The 16,623-nt window shown below is 72.8% G+C and carries 17 protein-coding genes; 6 read left to right on the forward strand and 11 right to left on the reverse strand.

Translation table 11 applies throughout. The annotated features are described in order from the left end of the window. Positions 1 to 8 precede the first annotated feature (8 nt). A complete protein-coding gene (locus BU204_RS17655) occupies positions 9 to 416 on the forward strand; it encodes a helix-turn-helix domain-containing protein (protein ID WP_198942905.1) in 408 nt (135 codons plus the stop codon). 31 nt (positions 417 to 447) lie between these two features. On the opposite strand, the gene BU204_RS17660 is transcribed toward BU204_RS17655, so the two are convergent. The 7 genes from BU204_RS17660 to BU204_RS17690 all read right to left on the reverse strand — a co-directional run bounded on the left by BU204_RS17660 (position 448) and on the right by BU204_RS17690 (position 4,857). Next, entirely contained in the window at positions 448 to 1,041 is a 594-nt protein-coding gene (locus BU204_RS17660; RefSeq protein ID WP_075126791.1) for a hypothetical protein, read from the reverse strand. Between the two features lie 5 nt (positions 1,042 to 1,046). Continuing rightward, the gene (locus BU204_RS17665; protein ID WP_075126792.1) at positions 1,047 to 1,826 is read right to left on the reverse strand and encodes an EndoU domain-containing protein; all 780 of its coding nucleotides are present in this window, start codon (positions 1,824 to 1,826) and stop codon (positions 1,047 to 1,049) included. 7 nt (positions 1,827 to 1,833) lie between these two features. Next, positions 1,834 to 2,535, reverse strand: a complete 702-nt coding sequence (locus BU204_RS17670) for a WXG100 family type VII secretion target (RefSeq protein WP_075126793.1) — start codon at positions 2,533 to 2,535, stop codon at positions 1,834 to 1,836. Continuing rightward, positions 2,532 to 2,864, reverse strand: a complete 333-nt coding sequence (locus BU204_RS17675) for a type VII secretion target (protein ID WP_075126794.1) — start codon at positions 2,862 to 2,864, stop codon at positions 2,532 to 2,534. Before BU204_RS17675 ends, BU204_RS17670 begins: the two co-directional genes overlap by 4 nt. Position 2,865: 1 nt before the next feature. After that, positions 2,866 to 3,309: a YbaB/EbfC family nucleoid-associated protein gene (locus BU204_RS17680; RefSeq protein WP_075126795.1), complete on the reverse strand. Its 444-nt coding sequence runs from the start codon at positions 3,307 to 3,309 to the stop codon at positions 2,866 to 2,868. Positions 3,310 to 3,452: 143 nt separating this feature from the next. Next, complete coding sequence (locus tag BU204_RS17685; RefSeq protein WP_083661396.1) at positions 3,453 to 4,154, reverse strand: lytic polysaccharide monooxygenase auxiliary activity family 9 protein; 702 nt, start codon at positions 4,152 to 4,154, stop codon at positions 3,453 to 3,455. A 115-nt stretch (positions 4,155 to 4,269) separates the two neighbouring features. After that, positions 4,270 to 4,857: a hypothetical protein gene (locus tag BU204_RS17690; protein WP_143229567.1), complete on the reverse strand. Its 588-nt coding sequence runs from the start codon at positions 4,855 to 4,857 to the stop codon at positions 4,270 to 4,272. A 219-nt stretch (positions 4,858 to 5,076) separates the two neighbouring features. Here BU204_RS17690 and BU204_RS17695 point away from each other — a divergent pair, with 219 nt between their 5' ends. Then, the gene (locus BU204_RS17695) at positions 5,077 to 5,622 is read left to right on the forward strand and encodes a VanZ family protein (RefSeq protein ID WP_075126798.1); all 546 of its coding nucleotides are present in this window, start codon (positions 5,077 to 5,079) and stop codon (positions 5,620 to 5,622) included. Positions 5,623 to 5,667: 45 nt separating this feature from the next. Here BU204_RS17695 and BU204_RS17700 read toward each other — a convergent pair whose 3' ends face one another. Both BU204_RS17700 and BU204_RS17705 read right to left on the reverse strand, forming a co-directional pair. Then, positions 5,668 to 6,429, reverse strand: a complete 762-nt coding sequence (locus tag BU204_RS17700) for a DeoR/GlpR family DNA-binding transcription regulator (protein WP_075126799.1) — start codon at positions 6,427 to 6,429, stop codon at positions 5,668 to 5,670. A gap of 224 nt (positions 6,430 to 6,653) precedes the next feature. Further along, a complete protein-coding gene (locus BU204_RS17705; RefSeq protein ID WP_075126800.1) occupies positions 6,654 to 7,190 on the reverse strand; it encodes a DeoR/GlpR family DNA-binding transcription regulator in 537 nt (178 codons plus the stop codon). A gap of 271 nt (positions 7,191 to 7,461) precedes the next feature. On the opposite strand from BU204_RS17705, the gene BU204_RS41945 reads away from it, so the two are divergent. Both BU204_RS41945 and BU204_RS17715 read left to right on the forward strand, forming a co-directional pair. Then, entirely contained in the window at positions 7,462 to 10,254 is a 2,793-nt protein-coding gene (locus BU204_RS41945) for an ATP-binding protein (protein WP_075126801.1), read from the forward strand. 331 nt (positions 10,255 to 10,585) lie between these two features. Next, positions 10,586 to 11,260, forward strand: coding sequence for a LuxR family transcriptional regulator (locus BU204_RS17715; RefSeq protein WP_083661398.1), 675 nt, complete (start codon positions 10,586 to 10,588; stop codon positions 11,258 to 11,260). On the opposite strand, the gene BU204_RS17720 is transcribed toward BU204_RS17715, so the two are convergent. Next, complete coding sequence (locus BU204_RS17720; protein WP_075126802.1) at positions 11,257 to 12,687, reverse strand: acyl-CoA carboxylase subunit beta; 1,431 nt, start codon at positions 12,685 to 12,687, stop codon at positions 11,257 to 11,259. The genes BU204_RS17715 and BU204_RS17720 overlap by 4 nt on opposite strands. Positions 12,688 to 12,941: 254 nt before the next feature. Here BU204_RS17720 and BU204_RS17725 point away from each other — a divergent pair, with 254 nt between their 5' ends. Then, positions 12,942 to 15,314, forward strand: a complete 2,373-nt coding sequence (locus BU204_RS17725) for a helix-turn-helix transcriptional regulator (protein WP_083661399.1) — start codon at positions 12,942 to 12,944, stop codon at positions 15,312 to 15,314. Beyond that, positions 15,307 to 16,002, forward strand: a complete 696-nt coding sequence (locus tag BU204_RS17730; protein WP_083661400.1) for a PAS domain-containing protein — start codon at positions 15,307 to 15,309, stop codon at positions 16,000 to 16,002. Before BU204_RS17725 ends, BU204_RS17730 begins: the two co-directional genes overlap by 8 nt. Here the strand turns inward: BU204_RS17730 and BU204_RS17735 are convergent. Then, complete coding sequence (locus BU204_RS17735) at positions 15,995 to 16,621, reverse strand: hypothetical protein (protein ID WP_075126804.1); 627 nt, start codon at positions 16,619 to 16,621, stop codon at positions 15,995 to 15,997. The genes BU204_RS17730 and BU204_RS17735 overlap by 8 nt on opposite strands. Between the last annotated feature and the right edge of the window lie 2 nt (positions 16,622 to 16,623).

The raw sequence follows: 16,623 nt of genomic DNA on the forward strand, positions 1-16,623 counted from the left end.
CACGCGAAGTGAGAGCGGAGCCGATCCCCGACCCGTCACCGCTGGGGGTGGCCGGGGCGCGAACCCTCGAGGAGCTGGCCGCGCTGCTGCGCACGCTGCGGCGCCGGCACGCCCGGCGACGCCGGGACCGCGAGCTGTCCTACCGGGAGATCGCCGCCCGCACCGGCTGGTCCCACACCGCGATCGGCGAGTACTTCGCCGGCCGGACCCTGCCGCCCATCGACCGGTTCGACGCGCTGGTCGCCCTGCTCGGGGCCACCCCCGCCGAGCAGGGCGCGCTGGCCACGGCGCGGGACCAGGTGGCCGAGAACCGCCGCGGTCTCCCGCACGGCAGGGCGCAGGTGCGCCGGCTCCCGGTGGACGCGACGTGTGGGCGCGACCAGCGCGCGCCCGGCTCCACCGACTGGTCCGCATAGGGCTCGGCCCGCAGGGGAGCGGGCGGTACAGCTACAGCGGCCAGACCTGGTGCGCGGCGGTGAGGGCGGCCGCCTGGTACGGCGGCAGCAGGCTGCCCTCGGTGACCACCTCCACCTGCCACTTCTCGTGCAGGACGACCCACAGCCGCGAGCTCAGGGCCGAGTAGGCGCGCAGCTCGTCCGAGCCGGGCGCCACCTGCAGGACGTAGAGCCAGGTACCCCCGGCGGCGTCCGGGCCGGTCGGCTCGCGCCAGGTTCGGCGCAGGCGGCGGCCGCCGTGGCGGGGGGCCTCCTCGGACAGGACCGCGTCGGCACGGGTGGGGACGGGGACGTCGGCGGGACCGGTCGGGCTGAAGCGGTAGGCCGGGGGTGGCAGCTCCTCGACGACGGCGATGTCGTCGAGGTCGGGGTTGTCCGGGTCGTCCAGGACCGACCGGATCAGCTCCTTCTCCTCGCGGGTGATGGCGACGCCGTCGTAGGCCAGGCCGAGCAGCAGCGCGGACTCCGCGATCAGCTCCTCGCCGCCGAAGTAGTGGCTCCGCACGGCGTCGAGGACGTCGTCGGGCAGTCGGCCCGCGAAGCGCGCGCACAGCTCGACGACCGTGGCGTAGGTCTTCACGTCCATGGCGCTCACTTCTTCTTGTACGGGCCGAGGTCGGTCGTGGTGACGTTACCCTGGGCGTCCTGCACGACCCGGACGACGCGGTCGCCCTTCGGGCCCTCCCACGTCCAGCTCCCGTCCCCGCCGAGATCGGGGTGGCTGTACCGGGGCGGTTCGCTCTGCGGGATGCCCTTGGGCGGTGGGTTGGGCGCGGCCGGGTTCTCGATCACGCCGGGGTCGGCGGGGTTGGTCGGGAACGCGGTGCGGATCTCGCCGTTGTCCGCGAACACGGTCGTGCGCACGGTGACGCCGTCGACGACGCCCTCGTAGTTGTAGGCCCACCGCACGTTGCCGTCGGCGTCCTTGGTCGGGAACGGTCCCTTCACCGGCGGGCCCTGGGTGACCTGGTAGGCCGCGGAGAGGATCTTCGCACCGTCCCAGTCCTTGGGGAACTCGGTCTTCTTCGACAAGCCGGTGCCGGCCAGGTGACCGCCCTGCCGGCCACCGTCGCCGCGCAGGATGTGGGTGTTGGCGATGTCGGGCAGGTGGATGTCGTTCGCGCTCGGCGGTGCGGTCGGCTTCGTCGTCGCGGGCGGCTTGGTCGCCTTCGTCGGGATGTGGGCGGGGGTGGTCGTCCCGCCCGAGCCAGCGCCGGGCCGGCCGGCGTGCGCGGCCTGGGTGATCGCCTGCTGGGCGCTGGAGACGCCCTTGCCCGCGTTGATCGAACCGTGGACCTGCGACGGCCTTCCCTTGGGACCGGTGCCCCCGGTGCCTCCGCCGCTACCGGGGTTCTTGGGTTTGGGGGTCATGCCGGCCCTATCCGTTGAGGAGCTTGCTGAGGTTGGTCAGGCTGGTCACCAGGGCCGTGGTGTAGGTGAGGATGCGGCCCGCCCACTTGACGACCGCGGCCGCGATCTGCGTCGCGATGGCCGGGATGGTGATCACGAAGATGGCCTCCGCGACCCAGACGATCACCCGGGCCACCAGGTCGGCGATGAGGTCGCGGACGATCTCGCGGGTGAGCTCGACCAGCCCGCCGGCCCCCTCGGTGGCCACCGCCATCGCCGCCGAGGTGGCGCCGAGCCCGCCGATGGCGTTGGTGTTGTTGGCCATCAGGTCCTGGTAGGCCCGTGCCGCCTCGCCGGTCCAGCCCGGCACGTCGCTGCCGAGCAGCGCGTCCAGGTCGGCCGCGATGTCGGCCAGCTCGGTGGCCATGTTGTTCCAGGTGGCCGCGTGGGCGGCGACGACGTCGGGCTTGCCGGTGAGCTCGTCGAGCATCTCCCGCAGCGGCTCGAAGTACTCCATCGCCCAGCCGAGGCCGTTGGCCAGCAGGGCGCTGATCGGGTCCATCACGGTCGCCGCGACCTCGACGCCGAGGCCGGCCCCGGCCAGCGCGTCGTCCACCCAACCCTCGCTCCTGATCGCCTCGACCAGGCCCTCGATGCTGTCGGCGAGGCTCGACCCGGTCCAGGCCTCCCGGCTCGACACGACCGGCGCGACGAGAGAGTCCTCGGTCATCGCGTTCCTCCCTCGCCGAGATCGTTCTCGATCGCGCCCATGGTGTCGACGACACCCGCGTCCAGTTCCTCGTAGGCGTCGGCGCTGTCGCGCAGCGAGGTCGCGGCGAGGCCGAGGTTCTCCTCGACATAGGCGATCAGCTCGTCCTGCTTGCGGTGTCGGCCCTCGAGAACGCCCGAGATCCACCCGCAGAGCAGCCCGTAGGCCTGGTCGTCCTGGCTGATGTGCGCGCTCGCGGCCTTGACCGCGGCGAAGCGCTCCCGGAGCGCGTCGAGGTTGCTCGCGTGCCGGCGGAGTTGGTCGATCTCGACCGTGTACCCGTCGCTCATGTCACCGCCAGACGTTCGGGTCGTTGTCGTCCTCGTCCCGGTCCTCGCGCGGGGAGGCGGTCTCGACGGGCGCCCCGCGGAGCTGCTGGCCGACCCGCTCCGCGATCGCCCGTCCGGCGGGGGAGTCGGTCCCGACGGTCTCCTCGACGATCGCCTGCGTGCGCTCGGCCAGCTCCGCCCTGGCGGTGCGGACCGTACTCATGATCGTCGCGGCGACGACGTCCGGTGCGGACCGTTCGATCTCCCGGGTGAGGCGCAGGCCGACCAGCGCGCCGGTCGAGTCGACGGTCACCTCGGCCATCCCCCGGGGGTCCTTCGTGGTCACCTCGAGGCGCTGGAAGCGGTCGCTCATCGCCTTGGTGTCCGCGGCGAGCTTGTCGATCCGCCCCTTCCACGCCGCGAGGCGCTGCCGGGCGTCGTCCGGGGTCAAGACGCGGTCGTCCATGGTCGGGAAGGATAACGACGCCCGACGCGGCGGGGACCCGAAAACCAGCGAACAGGTGAAAGACCTTCACGCATGCACAGCAGACGCGCCCGGGATGCCTCCCGGGCGCGTCTGGTGCCGGTCTTCAGTTGTGGGTGGAACTCTCAGTAGGTGACCTGCCCGTTCCCGCCGTCGAAGACGACGTCGGAACAGCCGTAGAACGTCTCGGTGCTGTCCGAGCGGGTCCACACGGAGTAGATGATGTGTCGGCCGGACAGGCCGGAGGGGAGCCGTGCGGTCCAGTAGTAGGCGGCTTCCTCACTTCCGGTGTTGCCCGAGTGCGGCGGGTCGACAACGCTGCTGAACGGCTGGCTGTTGAGGTTGCTCCAGCGCAGCGGCTGGCTCGGGTTGTAGCTGCTGTTGGTGATGTACAGGTCGAACCGGCCGGGGTGCGCCGCCCACTTGTTGTAGCGCACCTGGATGGACGCTCCCGCCGTCAGGTGGGTCACGGGGAAGTCGGCACGGGGCAGGTCGAAGCCGTTGAAGTCGTAGACCGTGGCGTTGCCGCTGCACAGCTTGCCGTCCGGGATGAAGCCCACCGTCCTGCCGGCACCGTCGGAGCGGAGCACGGCGAACCAGTTGTAGAACGGCGTCGCACCGGACCTGTCGAAGGCCGCCTTGCACGCGGCGTTCTGCGGGATGATCTGACCCGTGCTGGCGCGGCCGTCCTTGTAGCACAGATAGGTGCGGGAACCGGGCATGAGAGCCGCGCCGTGGGCGCCCGCGGTACCGGCGCTCACCAGACTCCCGAACATCACGCCGACCACCGCCATCGCGGCGGCCAACGTCAACTTCCGCCTCCTCATCCTGCCTCCTTCGCCGTTGACAGGAGCATTTTGGGAGCGCTCCCAGTTCGCACCAGTGTAACGCCCTCGTAGCCGGATGGGAACTATGAGTAACGCTTTGGGAGCGCTCCCGGTCTCAGTCGTCGAGCTGGTCCTGGAGCTCCTCGGCCACCTCGGGGTCGACGAAGTCCCCGTAGGCCAGGGCGTCGCGGTGGTAGTGCCGCGGGACGACGGCCCGGATGCGGTCCGCGTACTCGGCATCGGCATCCTCGGGGAGCGCCTTCTCGGGCAGCACGAGCGTGTCCGGGACCCCGAGCCGCAACTTCACCGGCCCGGACTCGCGGATCGAGCCCGGCCACACCAGGCCGGGCCCGACGGCCGCGCACATGCGGTGTGCGTAGACGACCGTCACCTCGTCGATCGAGGTCGCCTCCGGTGGCTCGTGGCCGAAGGTCTCGGCCGCACACACGAGCTCGTGGCCGTCGATGTCGGTGCGGCGGTGGGAACTCCCGGCTTGGCCGTGCCCCGGATGCGCGGCCTGTCCGTCGGCGTCGGGGTCGGCCCGCTCGAGCGCCGCGACCACCCGGCGGGCCAACTGCTCGTCCAGGTCCGGCCGGTCGAGCAGCAGGACGCCGCCCACCACCAACCCAATGGCGAGGACCATGACTCCCGCGGCCGCGACCCAACGCAGGGCCGGGCGCCGCTGTCGCTGCACGGTTGCCATGGCCCGATGGTCGCACCGCGCCGCCGGTCACCGCCAGTGTCGATCGGAACTCGTGGCGTCACGACCCTGGGGTCTCCGCCGCCTCGGCCGAACGGCCGAGGCGTACCGCCGGGAAATCGGCCGATCGGCCGAACGCACCGGCCGCGCGGCCCATCCGCCGCCCCCGCCGCGCTCACTACCGTCGGTCCGGGCTCGGCCGACGGGGGAGGAGGCGGTGACGTGCTGGAGATCCTGGAGACCCTGCTCGCCGCTGGGGAGAGCGTGCTGAGGGTGCCGCTCGTCGCGGCCGGTGTGCTGCTGGGGTCGGTCTCGCTCGCCGTCGCAGGGCTGGCGGCGGCCCGCCGCTGGGGGTGGCGCCCGGTGCCGGCCGCGCTGGCCGGCGTCGGACTGGGCGTCGTACTGGGGGTGACGCTGTCCCGCAGGCGGTCGTACTTCGCCTCGCCGGAGGGGTTCGACGAGCCGGTCTGCCTGCTGACCGGCTTCTCGGTGGCCGGGGGCAGCGAGGTGCTGAACGTGCTGCTGTTCGTGCCGCCGGTGTTCTTCGCCGTGCTCGCCACTCGGCGGCCGGCGCCGGTTCTGGGTGCGGCCGTGGTGCTGAGCGCGCTGATCGAGCTGGCCCAGACGGTGACCGGCAGAGGGGTGTGCGAGACGCAGGACGTGCTGAACAACGCCGTCGGTGCCCTGGTCGCCGCGGTGGCCGGGGCGGGCATCGTGGCCCTGGGTCCCTCTCCGGTGCCGGTCCACCACCGGACACCACCACGCTGAGAGTCAGGGCACGTCCGCGCAGCCCTCAGTCGCGGTCTTCGCGCCCTACACCAGCACGACGCGTGGCCCGGCGTTCGCGATCTCGTCCGCGGTGGGGCGGTCGACGCGCACGTCGGTGATGAACGTGTCGATGTCGCTCAGCTCGGCGAACCTGGTGAAGCAGTCGTTGCCGACCTTGGTGTGGTCGGCGAGCAGAACGCAGCGTCGCGCGCTGGAGATGGCCGCGCGTTTGATCATCGCCTCGGCCGAGTCGGGCGTGGTGAGACCGCGCTCCGCGGAGATCCCGTTGGTGGCCATGAACGCGACGTCCACAAAGGTCTCGTGTAGCGCCTGGAGCGCCCAGGAGTCCACTGTAGCCAAAGTGCGGCTGCGCAACCTGCCACCCACGAGCATCATCGTCAGGTTCGGTCTCGTCGAGAGGCTGAGGGCGATGTTGACAGAGTGGGTGACGACGGTCAGCTCGCGGTCGGTCGGCAGCTCGTCGGCGAACCGCGCCGTCGTCGAACCCGCGTCGAGGAGAATGCTGCCCTCCTCGGGGAGTTCGGCGAGCGCCGCCTTGGCGATGCGGGTCTTCTCCGCCGTCATCACGCTTTCCCGTGTCGACAGCCCTGGCTCGAAACCCAGTCTTTCCACCGGAATCGCGCCGCCGTGAACCCGGCGAACCACCCCGTGGCGCTCCAAGATGGTCAGGTCGCGCCGGATTGTCTCGGTGGTGACCGCGAACTCGTCGGCCAGCGCGGTGACGTCGACTCTCCCGCGCAACCGGGCGCGGTCCAGGATCACCTGCTGCCGTTCCTCGGCATACACCGATGGCTCCTTCCAGGCCGGCTGACGAAAGATTATACGGCACGGCAGCACGGACACAGGAAACCGCGGACGTGCGTCGACGGTCGCCCCCGCGACTCGTGGTCCCTGAACCTATACAGAGAAGGCTGGTAGAAATACCAGTACGGCAAGGGGATTCCACTGTTCGTACACGGCATCGTCGGGGGTGTGGAAAGGAGTACGAAATAGACGGGAACGGACGACTCTCAGGTCGAGATCACCTGGGGGCCGGCGGCGCTGATCTCCTCCGCTGCAACGGCATCGACGCCGGTGTCTGTGATCAGCAGGTCGATGTCGGCCAACGCGCCAAAGCAGACGCCGTCGACGGTGCCGATCTTCGTGTGGTCGGCGAGCAGCACCGTGCGTCTGGCGGCGGCGATCACCGCGCGCTTGACCGTCGCTTCGGCACCGTGCACCACCGTGAGCCCGCGGGAGACGGACACGCCCGCCGCGCCGATGAACGCGACGTCCACATAGGTGTCTCGGAGCACCCGTAGCGACCAGGTGTCCACGGCCGCCAGGTTGTGGGGTTGGAGGCGTCCGCCGAGCAGCATCAGGGTGAGGTTGGTGCGCGTGCTGAGCGCGGCCGCGATCGTGACGGAGTTGGTCACGACGGTCAGCTCGCGGTCGGTCGGCAGGAGCTCGGCGAGGCGCGTGGTCGTGGTGCCCGCGTCGAGCAGGATGGCGCCGTCCTCGGGGATCTCGGCCAGCGCCGCCTTGGCGATGCGGTCCTTCTGGTCCATGTCACCACCCGTAGTTGTCCGGGAAAGACGAGAACCTACACATAAAACAAAGTAACACCACCTAAACAGGAGTGAAACACAGGGCGTCCAGCGGGTGGGTCGGAGGGGGGTCTGGTGTCAGCGCCGCGTCAGGGATGTTGCGCTGCGCGATGAACTCCTCACTCATCGTGATCTCCTGTCGTTGGTTCGCCACAAGGGTCCCACCGGGAAACCCATGCAAAACCAAACAAACCCTTGTAACCCCATAATCGTTTACTTACACTCCGTCGCGGTGTACTTACTAGAGCGCGATCACGAGCTGGCGGCGGTCGAGACGGCACTGGATGCCGCGGGCACAGGCCGCGGCGGGCTGGTGGTCGTCTCCGGCCCGCCCGGGGTCGGGCGCTCGGCACTGCTCGACGCGGTTGCCGCGTCCCCGTCCGCCACCGGGTTCCACCTGCTACGAGCCGACGGCACACCGTCCGAGCAGGACTTCGGGTTCGGCGCGGTGCAGCAGCTGTTCCAGCCGCTGCTCGCGCACGGTTCCGAAGCCGGGATAACCGGCTGGCTCCGCGGTGCCGCGGGAGCGAGCCGTCGGCTGCTCGTCGAGCAGCCCTGGTCGCGATCTCATCTGGCCTCGGAAACCGTGTTCCACGCTCTGCACTCGCTCGTGGTGAACCTCAGCGAGGATCGGCCGGTGCTGGTCGTGGTCGACGACCTGCAGTGGGTCGACGCGCCGTCGCTGCGGTGGGTGGCCTACCTCGCCACGAGACTTCGTCGGGCGCGCATCCTGCTCGTGGTGGCCGTGTCCGAGAACCGCGAGGCGAGCGAGCCCCTGTTTCTCGCCGACGTCGCGACCGCGGCCAGCCTCACCCTCGAACCGGCCCCGCTGTCCCGGGAGGCGGTAGGCGCGCTGCTGGCGGACGGCCCGGCCGGTGACGATCCCCGGCTCGCCCTGGCGTGCCACTCGGTGACCGGCGGCAACCCGGCCGCGGTGGCGCAGGTGCGAGACGGGCTCCCCGGCGTCGGTCTTCCGTCGGGTGTGGACCTCGAGGCGGTCCTCCAGCCGCTGCTCACCGAACGGCGGATGGCCTGGCTCGCGGCGGCGCCGCCGGAGGTCCGGGACCTCGCTCACGCACTGGCGGTGCTGGGCGAGGCGGCGGTACCCGACCTGCTCCAGGATCTGGCCGGGATGGACCGGGTGGCGTACAAGTCGGCGGTGCAGGCGATGGACAGGCTGGGGCTGCTCGCGGACACCGAGCCGCCGCGGCTGGTCCACGCCACCCTGCGCGACGCGGTCGCCGTGACCATGACCGTCGAGACCCGGCGACGGCTGCACCGGTCGGCGGCGCGGCTGCTGCACGCGGCCGGCCGCCCGGCGGAGCTCGTGGCCGACCAGCTCCTGCTCGTCGGTTCGGGGTTCGCGCCCCGGGAGGTCGAGGTGCTGCGCCAGGCGGCCGGTGCCGCCCTGGACCGCTGTGCGGTCCAGACCGCCGCCCGATACCTCCGAGCAGCACTGCTGAGCACGCCGCACGACGGGCCGGAGCGGGCAGGCCTGCTCGTCGACCTGGCCGCCACCGAACGCGCGGTGGACCCGGTGTCCGCCGCCGAGCACGTCGTGGCGGCGCTGCCGTACCTGCGGACGGGGGCGGAACGCGCGTCGGCGGTCCTGTGCGTGCATCCCGCGCTCGCCGCCGCCGACCCCGCGCTCGCCGAGGTGGTCCGGCGGGCGGCCGACGAGGTCACCGACCCCGTCCTCCTGGCAAGCCGCCCGGACCTGGCCCTCCGGTTGGAGGCCCGGGTCCGCCGAATGTCCCTTCTGGACGCCGCGGACCTCGCGCGTCACCTGGACCGACTGCGGGGGGCGGAGGTCGACGAGCTCGTTGGCTCGGGAGGCGGCCGCGAGCTGCTGGCCGTGCTGGCCTACGCGGCGGTGCTAACCGCCGGCGTCCCGGCGGGACGGGTGGGGTCGTTGGTCGAACGGATCCTCGAGCGCGAGCCGGCCGACCCCGCACACGCCTCAACCGCCCTCCCGGTGCTCGTCCACGCGGCGACGGTCGTCGAGGCGGTCGCCGCGCTCGAGCGGTGGCTGGACGCCGCGGACGGGGAGGCCAGGCGCCAGGACGCGGTCGGCGCCCGGGCGCTCGTCTCGGCTGAGCGGGCGTTGCTGCTGGCCGCGACCGGGCGACTGGCCGGTGCCCGGGAGCTGGCCGAGACCGTCGTCGAGACCCGGGATCCCGCCGCTGCCGAGGCCTCGGCCATGGCCGTCGTCGCGTTGACCTCGGTCGCGCTCCAGACCCGCGACGTGGAGCTGGGCCGCCGGGCGGGTGCCGCGGCCGCGCGTAGTGGCGACCCCCGGGCGGCCGTGGCACATCGGCTGGCGCTGGCCATGGTCGAGAGCCTGAGCGGCGAACCGGCCGCGGCCCTGGCGGGGTTCCTCGCCTGTGGTCGGCTGCTCGCCCGAACCGGCTGGAACGGGCCGAGCTGTGCGCCCTGGCGGGTGTGGGCCGCCATGCTGCACCGCCGCCTGGGCGACCTCGACTCCGCCGGCGCTCTGGCCGAGGAGGAGGAGCGGGCGGCGCGGGCCTGGGGGGCGCCCGCGCCGCTCGGCCGCGCACTGCGGTTGCGTGGAGTCCTCATGGGGGGCCCGGAAGGGCTTGATCTCCTGCGGGAGTCACACGAGGTGCTGCTCCGGTCGGCCGACCGCCTCGAGCTGGCCAGGACCTCGGTCATCCTCGGGCGGACCCTTCGGGCCGCCGGGCTCGCCGGCGCGTCCGACCTGCTGGCCGAGGGGGAGCGGATCGCCGCCCAGTGCGGTGTCGGCTGGCACCAGGAGACGCGCGCGGCCGGTCATCACGACCCCGTGCCCCGGATTCTGCGGACCGGCCGGGAGAGGCTGACCAGGACCGAGGACGCCGTCGTCGCGTTCGTCCTGCGCGGGTGGACCAACCGGCGGATCGCCGAGGCCCACGGGGTGACCAACCGCGCCGTGGAGAAGAACCTCACCAGCGTCTACCGCAAGCTCGGTATCCCCGGCCGAGCGGCGCTCGTCGAGCGCTTCGGCGCGATACCGGACAACGACTGACCCGGCGTCTGACCACATCGCTCGCGCTCAACGTTTCTGTTTCTGTGTCGTGCCGCGGCGAAACCGCACCGAACCCGGTTTCGCGGTGGGCGGCCCGCACCGTACCGAACTATCGTCCGAGCGAATCTCCGCACCGACCGAATCCCGAGCCGGCGTGGCCGTACCGGGCGCGACCAGGCCGAACCGCATCCTTCGGGCTGGTCCGCAGCACCGAACCCGAATCCGGGGAAAACCGCAGTATCCCGTTGCGGCTTGGCTTTGTGTTGGTCTGTTTTGTTTTCTATGAATAGCATCGGGAAAGTAGTTCTCCGCCAGGCGAGAGGGACGAATCATGAACGATCGTTCGTGTGTCGCGTACGAGGTGCGACCCCGGCGGGGGGCCGAGGGAGGCGGCGGGGTGTTCCGCGCGTTCTTCGACCGCTCCGGCATCCGCGCGGCGTTCCTCGACGACAAGCTCCGGGTGGTCGAGGCCAGTGTCGACTTCGTCGCGGCGTTCGGGCGACCGGTGGCGGAGCTGCGCGGGCACGGCCTGCCCGACCTGCTGCACCCCAGCTTCCGCGGTCAGGTCGCTCACCAGTTCACCCGGCTGCTGGATGGCCAGCGGTCCCGTTTCGTCGAGTGGGTGCTCGCCATGCGCTCGGCCGGGTCCGTCTTCGGGGGTGAGCTGACCGGACTGGCCGTCCACGGCGACGCCGGACGGGTCGACGGTCTCATGGTCCTCATGCGACCGGAACGGGACGAGCGCACCACGGCGTTGGTGGGCCACAAGAAGTTATTGTCCGATATGGACGCTCGGATCCTGGAGGGGGTCGCCTCCGGCGCGTCCACCGTGCAGCTCGCCGCCCTGCTCTACCTCAGCCGCGGCGGCGTGGAGTACCACCTGACGGCGCTGCTGCGCTCGATGAAGGTGCGCAACAGGTCCGCGCTGGTGTCCAAGGCGTACTCGATGGGCCTGTTCAGCGTGGGCTCCTGGCCGCCCCGGGTGCTGCCCGACTACGTCGGCTAGAGCGGGATGTTCCCGTGCTGGCCGCGGTGTGCGGGAGCCGCGGCCAGCACCTCGCCCAGCCGCAGCCGGGTGACGGTGGGATCGATGACCTCGTCGACCACGCCGATCTCCATGGCCATCGCGACGCCGCCGGCGACGAGCTCGTGTTCGGCGACCAGCGCGGCGCGCAGGGCGGGGCGCTCGGCCTCGGGTGTCGCGGCGAGGCGCTTGCGGTGGAGGATGTCCACGGCGGCACCCGCGCCCATCACGGCCACCTCCGACTCCGGCCAGGCGAGGACCGCCGTGGCGCCGAGGGAGCGGGAGTTCATCGCGATGTAGGCGCCGCCGTAGGACTTCCTCGTCACCAGCGTGACGCGGGGGACCGTCGCCTCGGCGAAGGCGTGCAGGAGTTTGGCGCCCCGGCGCACCACGCCGTTCCACTCCTGCCCCGTCCCCGGCAGGTAGCCGGGGACGTCGACGAGCACCAGCAGCGGTATCCCGAACGAGTCGCACATGCGGACGAAGCGCGCGGCCTTCTCCGCGGCGAGCGAGTCCAGGCAGCCGCCCTTGCGCAGCGGGTTGTTGGCGATCACGCCGAGCGTGCCGCCGCCGAGCCGGCCGAGGCCGACGACCACGTTGGGCGCCCACTTCGGCTGGAGCTCGAGGAACCCCGGCGCGTCCTCGTCCAGGATCGCGCGAACCAGCGGCCGGACGTCGTAGGCCCGCCTCGCCGACTCGGGCAGCAGCCGGCGCAACGGAACCGGGGTGCGCAGCCGGTCGAGGTCGAACCGGCCGGGCCGGTCCAGCAGGGTGACCAGCTCGCGGGTGCGGGCGAACGCCTCGGCCTCACTGTCCGCGCTGACGTGCACTACCCCGGACTTGCGGCTGTGTGCCTCCGGCCCGCCGAGCCCGGCCATGTCCACCTGCTCACCGGTGACCGAGCGGACCACCTCCGGGCCGGTGACGAACACCCGCCCGGCCTCGGACATCACCACGAGGTCGGTCAGCGCGGGACCGTAGGCGGCACCGCCGGCGGCGGGCCCCAGGACGAGCGAGAGCTGCGGCACCCGGCCGGACGCGCGGACCATGGCGGCGAACATCCGCCCGATGCCGTCCATCGCGCGGACCCCCTCGGCGAGCTTGGCCCCGCCGGAGTGCCACACGCCGATGACCGGGCACCGGTCGCGCACGGCTGCGTCGATGGCGTCCACGATCACCGGGCACTCGTCGACCCCGATCGCGCCGCCCATCCGGCTCCCGTCGGTGCAGTAGACGATGACCGGGCGGCCCTCGACCCGTCCTCGGGCGACCGCGACGCCCAGCCCCGGCCGTGCGTCCACGAGCTGGAGCGAACCGGTGTCGAGCAGTTGGGACATCCGGTGCGTCGGGTCGCGGTAGTCGCGTTCCGCGTGTCGCGGGTCGGTCGTCGACGTGGTGGCGACGGTCATCCTCACACCCCTCGCTCGAGCCGGTTCGGTACCAGTGAAGCGGTGGGGGACCGGGGAAACCCTAGTCCTGATCACGACGCCGCGCAGAATCGTTCACCCCGCAAACAAACACAAAACCAAATAGATCTGTTGCAAACCCACATGGTCGCTCATACACTCCGTGTTACCCGGGTCACAGGCGGTTCGGCGACTACACCGCTTGCCGGACGACAACAGTCACGTTCGGTAGCAGTCGGCGGCGGAGGCGGGAAAACATGAGGGCTGGCGCTGGTGTGCCCCGCCCCCTGCGCCGTGCCGGACGGGAGGCCGAGGTCGAGCGACTCCTGGGTAAGGTCCGGGCGCTTGCCTCCTGCCGCGGGTCGGGCGTGGTGACCGTGTCGGGCTCACCCTCGCTGCTCGACGCCGCTCTGGCCGTCGCCGACCAGGCCGGCGTGCTCGCGGCATCGGCCCGGTGCACCCCGGCGGAGGCGGACCTGCCCTACGCGATGGTGTCCCAGCTGGCCGCCACGCTCCGGGGCGTCGGGCACCGCCTCGCTGTGTGTCCACTGAGGAGGAGCGCGGCGCCGGCGGCCGCGGTCTCCCGCCTGTGCGCCGAGTTCCTCGCGCTCGCCACCCGGCACCCGTTGCTGCTCACGGTCGAGGGCCTCGAGTGGGCCGATCCGGGCTCACGTCGTTGGTGGCGGGCGATGACCGGCCGGGTCTCGCAGGCGCCGCTGCTGCTCGTCGCGTGCGAGGAATCGGACCGCGCCCGGGTCGAGCCGGTGATCGGAAGGCTCCCCGACGACGCGCTCGCGCTCGTCCGCGCCATGGCGGTCTGCGGGGAGGTGGTGGACTTCGACGTCGTGGCCGCGCTGGCGGCGCCGCGGACGTTGCCGGTGCCGGCCGCCCTCGAGCTGCTCGTGCGGCTCGGCCTGGCCGTGGACGGCACACGTCCCCGACTGGCGGACGGTGCGGTCGCCGCCGGCGTGCTCGAGGCGATGACCGTGACCGAACGCGCCGCGCTCGCCCGCCGCGCGGCCGAGCTCGGCCGGGACGCCGCCATCCCGGACGAGCACGTCGCCGAGCTGCTGACGGCCGCGCCGGCAGTGCACGGGACGTGGGTCGTCCCGCTGCTGCGCCGGGTGGCCGCCCGCCGCCTCGCGGCGGGCGGCCGCGGGGCCGCCACGGCGCTGCTGACCCGTGCCCTGCGAGAGGACGCCGGCACCGAGCGGCCGGCCCTGCTCGTCGACCTCGCGCTCGCCACCGGCGGGCGGGCCGCCGACGCCAGGCTGGAGCAGGCGCTGCTCGAGGCGGGAGCCGATGTGCCGGAGGAGGTGCTCGTCCGGGCCGCCGACCTGTTGGCGTGCGGCGGGAACACACCCGCCGTGCACCGCGCCGTCGCCGCCCACCGACGCCGCAACGCCCCCGGAGCGGACGGGTCCGCCGCGTTGGCCGCCCTCGGGCGGCTCGCGGTGGAGGACAGCGCGACCGACCCGGTCCTGCCGGCGTTGCCCGCTCTGCCGGAGCTGCCCGAGGTGTCGGCCGACCCGGTCGTGGCCGGCGTCCTGGCCTGGCGGTTGGCCGCGCGGGGGAGGCGGCGCACCCGCGCGCGGGAGCTCGCCGCGACCGCCCTGCGGGCGACCGGCCCGGCCACGCCGTTCGCGGCCCGGATCCACGCCTGCCGGGCACTGCGGTGCGCCGGCGACCTCGACCAGGCGGTGCGCGGCCTGGACCAGGTGCTCGTCGATGCCCGCCGGCTGAACGCGCGGACGCCCGCCGCGCTGGCGCTGCTCGAACGGGCCCGGGTCGAGCTGGGCCGGGGAAACCCCGCGAGGGCCGGCGAGGACGTCGACAGCGCCCGGGCCGAGGTGCCGTTCGAGACCCTGCACCCCCGCCTGCGCGCGGCGGCCGTGGCGGTCGACGCCGCCCGCCGCCTCGCGGCCGAGCAGGTCGAGTCGGCCGAGCGCCTCCTGACCGCGGAGCTGCCGGCGGGCGCCGCCGACGGCGCGGGGTGGGCGGGCCTGCAGTTCGTCCGGGGCAGCCTGCGCATGGCGCTGGCCGACCCGAGGGGGGCGCTGCCCTACTTCCTCGACTGTGGTCGCGGGCTCGCCGCCCGGGGGTGGAACAGCCCCGCGCTGTCCCACTGGCGCTCGATGGCGGCCCTCGCCCACAGCGCTCTCGGGGACACCGCGGCCGCGGCCCGGCTGGTGCGTGACGCGCTCGACCGGGCCCGGCGCTGGGGCGCGCCGGCCACCCTCGGTCACGTGCACCTGTTGGCCGCACGAGCCGGCGGCGAGGGCTCCACGGCGCACCTGGCCCAGGCCGTCTCGCTGCTGGGGGGAACGCCGTTCGCTTCGGCCGCCCGGTCGGCCGCTCCGCCGGTGTTCCCACCGGGCGCCGGGCGGCTCGCCGAGGGGGAGGAGCGGATCGCCGTCCTCGCGGCGGCCGGCCTCGCCAACCCCGAGATCGCCCGGCACCTGTCGGTCAGCACCCGGACCGTCGAGGCACGGCTGACCGGGGTCTATCGCAAGCTCGCCCTGACCGGCCGGCGGCAGCTGGCCGAGATGCTCCGGCCGTCGCCACCGTCCGCGGTGGTGGCGGAGCTTCACACCGTCGATGAGGAGAGGTTGGGTCCCAAGCATGGCTGATGGGTCGCTCGCCGAGTTCGCCGAGTTCGTCGAGGTAGCCGACGAGGCTCCGTCGTCCGGATGGCTCCCGGACAACGGAGCCGACGTGTTCCGCTCCTTCTTCGAGCGCTCCGGCGCCTGCGTGGCCCGGCTGGACCGCGGGATGCGGGTGGTCCAGGCGAACCCGGACTTCCTGCGCCAGTTCGGCCGGTCCCGGCCGGACACGCTGGGCCGGGACCTGTGCGAGCTGCTGCACCCGGACGACCGGCCTCGGGTCGCCGAGCAGCTGTCCCGGGTGGCCGACGACCCGGGAACGCGCTTCGCCGAGCGGGTCGTGCTGATGCGTCGCGGCGCCCCGGCGGTCACCGGCGAGCTGACCGGCTTCGGCGTCACCGACCGGAACGGCTGGCTCGACGGCGTCGTCGTGCTGGTGGACCTGGACGGCCGCGGTGGCGAGGCCCAGCCGGCCGGGAGGCTGCTCACCGAGGTCGACGCCAGGATCCTGGAGGGGATCGGGGCCGGCGTGTCCACCGTCCAGCTCGCCGCGACGCTCTACCTCAGCCGTGGCGGCGTGGAGTACCACGTGACGACGCTGCTGCGCCGGTTCAAGGTCAAGAACCGGCCGGCGCTCATCTCCAAGGCGTACTCGATGGGGATCTTCCGCGTGGGCTCCTGGCCTCCCCGGGTGCTGCCCCAGTTCATCAAGTGAGGACCGCGATCTCCTCGCCGAGCCGCATCCCGTGGTCGAGCCGGAGGTTGTCGCCGCTCCAGAACCGCCCCGGGTCGTACCAGTTGGTTCGGCGGCCGGCCGGGAGCAGGCCCATCGCCTGGTAGGTGGTCGCGACGACCTCGGCGCAGTACGCGGTCTCGAGCCTGCCCTCGCGCACGCCGCGCCGGGGGAGGGGCACCCGGCCGTAGAGCCAGCGCGAGAACAGCTTCACGGTGGAGGGGAACGGGGTTCCGTCGAGCCGGGCGATCGTGGTGAGCACCGCGTCCTCCATCTCCGCGGTCGCGGCCGGGTCGAGCTGGCGCAGCCAGGCCCGCTGGCGGTAGCGGCCGGTCCATTGGACGACGGCCTCGCGCAGGTCGTGCAGCTGCACCCCGCGGTGTTGCCCGCCGCTCCACAGGTCGGGCAGCGCGCGGCCGAGCTCGGCGTGCCACATCAGCGGCGGCAGGTCCTCCAGGACCACGGCCATCCCCACATGGTTGACCGGGCTGTTCGTGGTGATCCGGATCGTGCGGTCGGCGGCGCTGCGACCGCGGAACAGCCACAGGTCCCCGGTGCGGGTCAACTCGACGGCGTCGTCGAGCGCGAGCGGGTCGGCCATCC

Source organism: Actinophytocola xanthii, assembly GCF_001921205.1.
GTDB classification, from domain to species: Bacteria; Actinomycetota; Actinomycetes; order Mycobacteriales; family Pseudonocardiaceae; genus Actinophytocola; species Actinophytocola xanthii.

Coding starts and splice junctions, on each gene's coding strand:
- BU204_RS17660 (WP_075126791.1), bottom strand. CDS start 1,041: ATGGACGTGAAGACCTACGCCACGGTCGTCGAGCTGTGCGCGCGCTTC.
- BU204_RS17665 (WP_075126792.1), bottom strand. CDS start 1,826: ATGACCCCCAAACCCAAGAACCCCGGTAGCGGCGGAGGCACCGGGGGC.
- BU204_RS17670 (WP_075126793.1), bottom strand. CDS start 2,535: ATGACCGAGGACTCTCTCGTCGCGCCGGTCGTGTCGAGCCGGGAGGCC.
- BU204_RS17675 (WP_075126794.1), bottom strand. CDS start 2,864: ATGAGCGACGGGTACACGGTCGAGATCGACCAACTCCGCCGGCACGCG.
- BU204_RS17680 (WP_075126795.1), bottom strand. CDS start 3,309: ATGGACGACCGCGTCTTGACCCCGGACGACGCCCGGCAGCGCCTCGCG.
- BU204_RS17685 (WP_083661396.1), bottom strand. CDS start 4,154: ATGAGGAGGCGGAAGTTGACGTTGGCCGCCGCGATGGCGGTGGTCGGC.
- BU204_RS17690 (WP_143229567.1), bottom strand. CDS start 4,857: ATGGCAACCGTGCAGCGACAGCGGCGCCCGGCCCTGCGTTGGGTCGCG.
- BU204_RS17705 (WP_075126800.1), bottom strand. CDS start 7,190: ATGGACCAGAAGGACCGCATCGCCAAGGCGGCGCTGGCCGAGATCCCC.
- BU204_RS17715 (WP_083661398.1), top strand. CDS start 10,586: ATGAACGATCGTTCGTGTGTCGCGTACGAGGTGCGACCCCGGCGGGGG.
- BU204_RS17720 (WP_075126802.1), bottom strand. CDS start 12,687: ATGACCGTCGCCACCACGTCGACGACCGACCCGCGACACGCGGAACGC.
- BU204_RS17725 (WP_083661399.1), top strand. CDS start 12,942: ATGAGGGCTGGCGCTGGTGTGCCCCGCCCCCTGCGCCGTGCCGGACGG.
- BU204_RS17730 (WP_083661400.1), top strand. CDS start 15,307: ATGGCTGATGGGTCGCTCGCCGAGTTCGCCGAGTTCGTCGAGGTAGCC.
- BU204_RS17735 (WP_075126804.1), bottom strand. CDS start 16,621: ATGGCCGACCCGCTCGCGCTCGACGACGCCGTCGAGTTGACCCGCACC.